General features: G+C 71.6%; 7 protein-coding genes. 3 read left to right on the top strand and 4 right to left on the bottom strand.

Annotated features, from left to right (window positions below):
• Window positions 1-10: 10 nt before the first annotated feature.
• The 3 genes from VFM98_RS12200 to VFM98_RS12190 form a co-directional block, all read right to left on the bottom strand.
• Window positions 11-1,294 (bottom strand): glycosyltransferase family protein, encoded by a 1,284-nt coding sequence (locus VFM98_RS12200; protein WP_325110193.1) that lies wholly within the window; start codon window positions 1,292-1,294, stop codon window positions 11-13.
• Between the two features lie 236 nt (window positions 1,295-1,530).
• Window positions 1,531-1,890 (bottom strand): hypothetical protein, encoded by a 360-nt coding sequence (locus tag VFM98_RS12195; protein ID WP_325110192.1) that lies wholly within the window; start codon window positions 1,888-1,890, stop codon window positions 1,531-1,533.
• Window positions 1,891-2,021: 131 nt separating this feature from the next.
• The gene (locus VFM98_RS12190; protein ID WP_325110191.1) at window positions 2,022-3,473 is read right to left on the bottom strand and encodes an MFS transporter; all 1,452 of its coding nucleotides are present in this window, start codon (window positions 3,471-3,473) and stop codon (window positions 2,022-2,024) included.
• Window positions 3,474-3,551: 78 nt separating this feature from the next.
• Here VFM98_RS12190 and VFM98_RS12185 point away from each other — a divergent pair, with 78 nt between their 5' ends.
• The gene (locus VFM98_RS12185; RefSeq protein ID WP_325110190.1) at window positions 3,552-4,781 is read left to right on the top strand and encodes a diaminopropionate ammonia-lyase; all 1,230 of its coding nucleotides are present in this window, start codon (window positions 3,552-3,554) and stop codon (window positions 4,779-4,781) included.
• 254 nt (window positions 4,782-5,035) lie between these two features.
• Here VFM98_RS12185 and VFM98_RS12180 read toward each other — a convergent pair whose 3' ends face one another.
• Complete coding sequence (locus tag VFM98_RS12180; protein WP_325110189.1) at window positions 5,036-5,998, bottom strand: LysR family transcriptional regulator; 963 nt, start codon at window positions 5,996-5,998, stop codon at window positions 5,036-5,038.
• Window positions 5,999-6,099: 101 nt separating this feature from the next.
• On the opposite strand from VFM98_RS12180, the gene VFM98_RS12175 reads away from it, so the two are divergent.
• Window positions 6,100-7,311: a CoA transferase gene (locus VFM98_RS12175; RefSeq protein WP_325110188.1), complete on the top strand. Its 1,212-nt coding sequence runs from the start codon at window positions 6,100-6,102 to the stop codon at window positions 7,309-7,311.
• Between the two features lie 5 nt (window positions 7,312-7,316).
• On the top strand, window positions 7,317-8,353 hold a 1,037-nt coding region (locus tag VFM98_RS12170), incomplete at its 3' end, for a DUF1254 domain-containing protein (protein ID WP_325110187.1).

The following is an 8,353-nucleotide window of genomic DNA, read 5'->3' as shown; positions in this document are numbered from 1 at the left end:
GGCTCAGCGCTCATTGCGTCACCGCCACCGCGCCGGCGGACCAGCCTGCCGACGTGCCGGCGGCGAACTGCTCCAGCGTGGGCCCGTCGCTGTCGTCGCCGCCCGCGTCTTCGAGGCCCATCAGCTCGCGCAGCGACCGGGCCACGCTCTCGAGGCCCTGCATGGCCTGCAGCCGCGGCAGGGGCTCGGCGCGGGCCAGCGCATCGAGCTGGTGCTGCACCTCCGCCATCAGCGAGGCGGGCGAGGCCGCGTCGGGCCGCAGCATGCGCAGCAGGCCGTGGCGCGCCATGCGCTCGGCGCGGATCAACTGCTCGTGCCCGGGCTTGGTGCGCGGCACCACCACGCCGCGGCGGCCGCTCGTGAGCAGCTCGCAGACGGTGTTGTAGCCGCCCATGGTCACGGCCACGTCGGCCGATCCCATCAGGGACATCATGTCGTCGCAGAAGACCTGCACGCTGACCTGGGGCATGGCCGCGGCGGCGGCCTCGACGGCGGCGCGCTGGTGCTCCGGCATCTCCGGGCCGCAGACCACGTGGGTGCGCGGACGCCGGTGCGCGGGCGTGCGGGCCAGGCCTTCGAGCGCCGTGGAGACGAGCTGGTAGCCGTCCTCGCCGCCGCCGGGCGTGACGAGCACCAGCGGCTCGTGCGGCGCCACGCCGAGCGAGGCGCGCACGTGGGCGCGGGGGCGGCTGGCCGCCTCGCGGGCGATGTAGCCGCAATAGCGCACCTTGGCCGCGGCGAAGGGCGGGAAGGCGTACTCGCGGCGCAGGTCGAAGATGTCGGGGCTGCCCACCACCAGCACCTGGTCGTAGTGGGCGGCGATGGCCTCGTAGTAGCCGTTCTTCTGCCACACGCCGCAGGTGGCCGCGGCGCTATCGAGGATGTCGCGCAGCAGCAGCACCAGGCGCGGCCGGCGCCGGGCACGCGAGAACGATTCCAGCGCTCCGGCCAGTTCGTCCTGCACGCCGAAGGGCTTCTTGTCCACCAGCACCAGGTCGGGCGCAAAGTCGACGATCGCGCTGCGGATCAGGTTGGCGCGCAGCTTCACCAGGTCCGGCAGGTCCAGCGGCAGCGAACGCGCGCTGTAGCGGCCGGTGGTGTCCCGCGCCAGGCAGGGCAGCTTCACGTAGTCGATCCGCGGCGGGATGCGGAACGCATGCAGCATCGGGCTGCCCGTGAGCAGGAGCACGGTGACCTCGGGGGAGGTCTGCACCAGGTGACGGGCTACCTCCAGCATGCGGCGGACGTTGCCGAGACCGAAGGTGTCGTGCGAGTAAATCAAAACTCTTTTCACGGGCAGGCCTTGTAGGTGGATGGTTTCAGGTCCACTCCACAGGGCAAGCCGCGTGCCCGGCGAAGACGCGTTGCCGGGCGTCGGTCGATGTGACTGTTGGTTTGTGCAGCCGTGGCCTCGCAACGGCTCGTTGCATGTGGGGCAAGGGGGGGTGGGGCAAAGCAACCAACCTCCCCAGGCGTGGGTCACCCACTCACCGGCACCAAGGTGCCGCCGGTTTTCGGACGTTCGTTCTGCTACGAAGCGTGGAACCAGCTGATCGGAATGCTGCCCGGCTCGCGGTTCACTTCCATGGTGATCACGTCGCCGTCGACGTCCTTCGACCAGCAGCCCGTGAACTGGCGGCTGCCCTGCTGCACGACGTAGGCGCGCGGCGGCGCGCGGCCTTCGAGTTCCAGCGCGCGCGCGAATTCATCGATGGGGCAGGGTTGGGCCGTCAGGCGCATCGTGGCCGTGCCGCTGTGCCACACCAGGCCCGGCACGGCGTCGGTGGCGGCGGCCTTGGCCTGGCGCCCCGGTGCGGCATGGAAGGTCGCCGCGGCAGCGGCGGCGGCGATCAGCATCACGGTGGCGGCCGAAGCGAGAACGAGGCGCATGGATCTTCCCCAGGACAGCGTGCGATTGCGCAGAAGCATCGCCCCGGCCCGGGGCTGCGCCGTGCCAGCGGGCGCCACGGCCTGGGGGCAGGCGCTGCGCACCCTTGCGTCGGCATGCGCTGGCGTCGAGGTCAGACTTCCTGCCGCCTCGCGCCCGATGAGGCATCGAGGTCCAGCGGCGGGGCGACCTGTTCCAGCGGCTTGCCCTCCGCGTCGACGGCGTAGCGCCAGGCCACGGCCGCGGCTGCGATCACCAGCGCGGCGCCGACCGCGTAGCCGATGAACACGTTCTCGCGGCTGCCGGTCTCGATCAGCGCGCCGAACAGCGCCGGCGCCGCGAAGCCGCCCATGCCGGTGCCCACCGCATAGAAGATGGAGATCGACAGGGCCCGCATCTGCAGGGGGAACACCTCGCTCACAGTCAGGTAGGCGGAACTGGCGGCGGCGGAGGCGAGGAAGAACACGCCCGACCAGGCCAGCGTCTGCGTCGTCGCATCGAGCACGCCGGAGACGAAGCCGAGGCCGGTGGCCAGCAGGCCGACGCCGGACAGGGCATAGGTGGCCGTGATCATCACGCGGCGCCCGACGCGGTCGAACAGCGGGCCGAGCAGCAAGGGCCCCAGCACGTTGCCGGCCGCGAAGGGCAGGATGTACAGGCCGATGCGGGCCGCATCCACCGCATAGAAGCGCGTGAGCACCAGCGCATAGGTGAAGAAGATGGCGTTGTAGAAGAAGGCCTGCGACACCATCAGCGCCAGCACCACGGCGCTGCGCTGCCGGTAGCGGCGCAGCAGCACGTGGGCCACCTGGCGCAGCGACGGCACGGCGTGGCCGCCGGCGACGCGCACGCTGGCGTGGGCGGCCGGCTCGGGCGCACTGCCCTGCCCCGCCCCGGCTTCGCGCTCGATCGCCGCCACGATCCGCCGCGCCTCCTCGGTGCGGCCCTGGGCGATCAGCCAGCGCGGGCTTTCCGGCACCTGGCGGCGCACCAGCAGGATCGCCACCGCCAGCACCGCGCCGAGCAGGAAGCCGGCCCGCCAGCCCTGCGGCCCGAGCACCCGCGCATCGAGCAGCACCAGGCTCACCACCGCGCCGATCGCCGCACCGATCCAGAAGCTTCCATTGATGGCAAGGTTGACGCGGCCGCGCACCCGGGCCGGAATCAGTTCGTCGATGGCCGAATTGATCGCCGCGTATTCGCCGCCGATGCCCAGGCCGGTGAGGAAGCGGCACAAGGCGAAGGCGCCGAAGCCGTTGGTGAAGGCCGTCGCAACGGTCGCGCCCATATAGACAAGCAGCGTGACGAGGAACAGGCGCTTGCGCCCGAGGCGGTCCGCCAGCCGGCCGAACAGCAGCGCGCCGGCCACCGCTCCCGCCACGTACACCGAGCCGGCCCAGCCGATCTGGGCGGCGGTGAGGCCCAGCGTGTCCGGCCGTTCGAGGACGCTGCCGACCGAGCCGACGATGGTGACCTCCAGCCCGTCGAGGACCCAGGCCACGCCCAGGGCGAACACCACCCGCCAGTGCCAGGGCGACCAGGCGAGCGCATCGAGCCGCGCCGGGATGTTGCTTTGGATGTGCATGCGGCGACTATGGCGGAAAAGCGCGCGCGGCGCGGGGCCGCCTATTAGCATGGCGGCCGCGATCACCGGAAAGATCCCATGCTGCTTGCCAATCCACGCGCCACCCGTACGGGCTACCCCGCACCGCTGCAGGCGATCCTGTCGGTCGCCGGGGCACAGGAGAGCAGGCGGTGGCTCTCTTGTTGGGAGGCCCTCCGACCCGGCCCCACGCCTCTCTATGCGCTGGAGGGACTCGCGCAGGAACTGGGCCTCGGCCAGGTGCTGCTGAAGGACGAATCGGTGCGTTCCGGCCTGGGCAGCTTCAAGGCGCTCGGAGCGCCGATCGCCCTGGTGCGGCTGGTCCTGCGGATGTGGCCGCACGAGCAGCTGGACGCGCAGGCGCTGTTCGCGGGCAGGCACCGTGGGCTCCTGCGCGAGCTCACGGTGATCAGCGCCACGGACGGCAACCACGGCCGCGCCCTGGCCGCGGCGGCGCGCAGCCTGGGCTGCCGCTGCGTGATCGTGCTGCATGCGCACGTCAGCGCGGAGCGCGAGCAGGCGATCGCAGCCTATGGCGCCGAGATCGTACGGATCACGGGGAACTACGACGATTCCGTCGCGGAGGCCGCGCGCCTCGCCGCCGCGAAAGGCTGGCACGTGGTCTCGGACACCTCGTACGAAGGCTACGAGGACATCCCGCGCGACGTGATGCAGGGCTACGGCACCATCGCCGCCGAGATCGTGGAGAGCCTGGCGGATTCCGCGCCCCCGACCCACGTTTTCCTGCAAGGCGGCGTGGGCGGATTCGCTGCCGCCATCGTGAGCTACTTCTGGGAGACCTGCGGCGCAAGGCGGCCCTCCGTCGTGGTCGTCGAGCCCGAGCAGGCCGACTGCCTGTACCAGAGCGCGCTGCAAGGCCGGCCCGCGAAGGCCACGGGCTCGGTGGATTCCGTCATGGCCGGCCTCGCCTGCGGCGAAACGTCCCCGCTCGCCTGGCGCTTCCTCGAGCCGGGCGCCGACTGGTTCATGACCCTCGGCGACGATGCCGCCGTGGCCGCCATGCGCAGGCTCGCCCGCGGCAACGGGGGAGACTTGCCCATCGTTGCCGGAGAGTCCGGTGCAGCAGGACTCGCAGCGCTCCTGCAATTGGTGCAAGCCCCCGAGCTCGCATCCCGGGTGGGCCTGGGACGCGACGCCCGCGTCCTCGTGGTGAACACGGAAGGCGCCACCGCGCCTTCCGTCTACCGCCAGCTGGTGGGGGAGCCGGCCGACGCGGTGGGGGCCCGGCAAGAAGCCTTTCTCCAGCGCCGCGGGGGCGAGACGGCGTAAGCGGCCCACCCATGTACGGCCCCGGGCCCCGAAGGCACAATGGCGCCGCAACGCATCCCTGCGAAAGGAGGGGCCCATGCGAACCCCGTTGATCGCGCTCGGCTTGTGGGCTCTCGTGCATCTGGCCGGCTGCACCCCGATGGTGAGGTCCGTCGACGCCGGCCCTTGCGCCGTCGAAGCCAGCATGGCGTGCCAGGTGGAGCGCTCGTCCAGGGTGCCTTGAGCGAGGAGGACGCCTCGCCGCGTCCCCACGCTCAACGCGTGCCCGCACGGCGCGCCCGCACTCCCACGCGCCGGATCGCGTCGGCAAAGGCCTGCACCAGCGGTGCCGGGCCTTCGGCGGCGCGCCGCGTGTAGAGGCCCAGGGCAGGCAACGCCACCACCGGCGCCACGGCCAGGCGGCGAACGCCGGCGCGGTCCAGTTCGTCGCGTGCATGGTCGAAGCGCACCGCTCCCAGCAGCGATGCATCCATGCGCAGCACGCTTCCCAGCGTCACGGACGACACCACTTCGATCACCGGCTGCGGCGGCTCCAGGCCCTCGTTGAGGAACGCAGTCATCAGGGCCTGGCGCACCAGCGTGTCCTTCGGCGGCGCCACCCAGGGCTGCGCCTGCAGGTCGCCCCAGCGCACACGGCGGCTGCGCGCCAGCCCATGGCCAGTGCTGCACAGGACGCACAGTTCGTCCTCCAGCAGCACTTCCGGTTGCAGCAGCGGCAGGAGGTCGCTCGCGAGCACTTCCGGCGTGATGGCCCCGAAGACGCAGTCGAGCTCGCCATGCAACAGCCGCTGGATCAGCTCCCGCACCCGTCCCTCCTGGATCTGGACGCGCGCGCCGGGCACGCGCCGGCGCAACTGCACCACGGCCCGGGGCACGGCGGCTGTGACCGACAGCGTCCCGAGGCGCAACACACCCTCCGCTCCGGTGCGCAAGGCGTCGACCTCGTCCTTGCCGCGCGCCAGCTCGCCCAGGATCACGCGCGCGCGATAGGTCACCGCGGCGCCCAGTGCATTGGCTGCGAGGCCCTGCGGGCTGCGCTCGAACAGGCGGGCACCGAAGCCGGACTCGACCTCGGCCAGCATCTTGCTGAGTGCCGGCTGGCTCAGGTGCAGGCGCGTGGCCGCCGCACGCATGGTGCCGGCGTCGGCCAGCGCCACCAGCAGTTCGAGATGGCGCAGGCGCAGCCGGCGCACCAGGTAATCGGGGCTTTGCTTCATGGACGGGCCGCGCACCACTGCATCGGGCGATCACCAGCAGCGATCACGGCATCAGGATTATTGACTTTTCAGCAATCGTAGCCGCCTCTATCGTGCGTTCCATGCCTGTCCCTTCCTCCGCCGGCACCCGCTCGCCCGCCACCCCGCTGGCCGGGGTGCGCGTGATCGATTTCGGCCAGTACATCGCGGGGCCCGGTGCGGCCATGGTGCTGGGCGAACTGGGCGCCAGCGTGATCAAGATCGAGCCCCTTGCCGGCGACCAGGCCCGGCATATCGGCCGCTACGGCGAATCCATGGTCCGCGCCTACAACCGCGGCAAGCGTTCCATCGCCCTCGACCTCAAGAGCGAAGCCGGCCGGGCGATCGCCCTGCGCCTGATCGCCCGCAGCGACGTCGTGATCCAGAACCTGCGTCCCGGCGTCGTCGACAAGCTGGGCCTGGGGCCGGCCGAAGTGCGGGCGCGGCATCCGCGGATCATCTACCTGTCCATCTCCGGCTTCGGCAGCAGCGGCCCTTCGCGCGCGCGGCCCGGCTACGACATCGCCGCGCAGGCCGAAAGCGGCCTGATGTCCGTCACGGGCGAACCGGACCGGCTGCCACAGAAGGTGGGCGTGCCCATCGTCGACGCCGCTTCTGCCCACCTTGGTGCCCAGGCGGTGCTGGCGGCGCTCTACGGCCGCGAGCGCAGCGGCACCGGCGAGACCCTGGAGGTATCGCTGCTGGAAACCGCGATGCACCTCCAGGCCGCCACCTGGTGCGAATACCTGGGCGGCGCGCCCGAGCCCACGCGGATCGGCGATGGCCAGCCTCACAACGCGCCCGCGGCCGACGTGGTGCCCACGCGCGATGGCCACATCGTGCTGTCCGCGTATGCCGAGGACCACTGGCAGCGCTTCTGCCGCGTGATGGGCCGGGAGGAGCTGATAGCCGATCCCCGCTTCTGCAGCAACGCGCAACGCGTGGCCCACCGCGCGGCCCTGCGCGAGGTGCTGCGCGAGTGCCTCTCTTCCTACAGCACGGAGGAGTGCGTGGCACTGCTCGGACGCAACCAGATCGTGACCGGTGCCGTGCGCAGCTACCGCGAAGTGCTGGCCAGCCCCGACGTCGCCGCCAGCGGCATCCTGGTCGAAGCCGCCTCGGCGGACGGCCAGAACTACCGGGCGCTCGGCCTGCCTTACCGGCTGGGCGATGCACCGCGACCCGCTCCCGCCGCCGCCCCCGATTGCGGCGCCGACGGCGCAGCCATCCTCGCCGAAGCCGGCTATTCCGAAGCAGAAATCGCTGCCTTGCGCCAAGACCGCGTCGTCGCCTGAACACCATGGATCTTTCTACCCACTCCCCACTCGTGACCTGCGAAGCGGCAACCCATGCCGCGATCGTCCAGACGCTGCCCGTCTTCGAGATGATGCGCATGCGCGCGGCGACGACGGCACGGCGCCATCCCACCCTGGGCTTCGCCGCGGAGGACCGCGCTTCCCGCATGCGCTGGGTCAACCAGTTCACCCACACGCATCGCCGGCTCGGCCCCGACGACCGCGAGGTGGTGAGCCCGAACAACGACACGGTGTACAGCAATGCCTGGCTGGACCTCTCCGAGGGCCCGGTCGTGATCGACACTCCCGACATGGGCGATCGCTACTGGACGCTGGGCCTGCTCGACGCCTGGACCAATCCTTTCGCCTACGTGGGCCGCCGCACCACCGGCAATCGCCGCCAGCGCACGCTCGTGCACGGCCCGGGCTGGCGTGGCACGGTGCCGGAGGGCGTCTCGCAAGTGATCGCGGCGCCCGGCGATGACGTGTGGATCATCGGCCGCATCCTGGTGGACGACACGCCGGCCGACCTGGACCACGTGCGCGGCCTGCAGGCGCAGATCGGCGCACGGCGCGTGGACGGCAGCGATGCGGCCATGCGCGTGGACACGCGGCTCGACGGGCGCAGTGCCGCCGTTCCGCCGGCCTCGCTGTACCGCGCCATCGTGGACGAGGCCTTGGCGCGCAATCCGGTGCCCGCCGGCGAGACCCTGCACGGGCCCGTGGCCGAGGAGGCGCTGGAAGCGGAGTTGCCGTGCGTTTTCGAGCAGTTGCGCGGCAAGGAACAGCCGCACGCCCTGGGCGGGGGCTGGGCGCTGCCGGTAGCCGTTCGCACCCACTGGGGCGAGGACGTGCAGACGCGCGCCCGCGTCGCGCGCAACTTCATCGGTGCCCTCGGCATCGACGAGGCGATGTACCCCACGGCGGAAGTCGACGCCGAGGGCCAGCCCCTGCACGGCTCGCACTGCTACGAACTGCGCTTTCCGGCAGGCCAGGGCCTGCGGGTGGGCGCCTTCTGGTCGCTGACCCTCTACCGTCGCAG

It is taken from the genome of Ramlibacter sp. (assembly GCF_035706265.1).
Lineage (GTDB): Bacteria > Pseudomonadota > Gammaproteobacteria > Burkholderiales > Burkholderiaceae_C > Ramlibacter.
The sequence above is the reverse complement of the archived record's forward strand: the minus strand, read 5'-3'. Positions and strand labels throughout refer to the sequence as shown.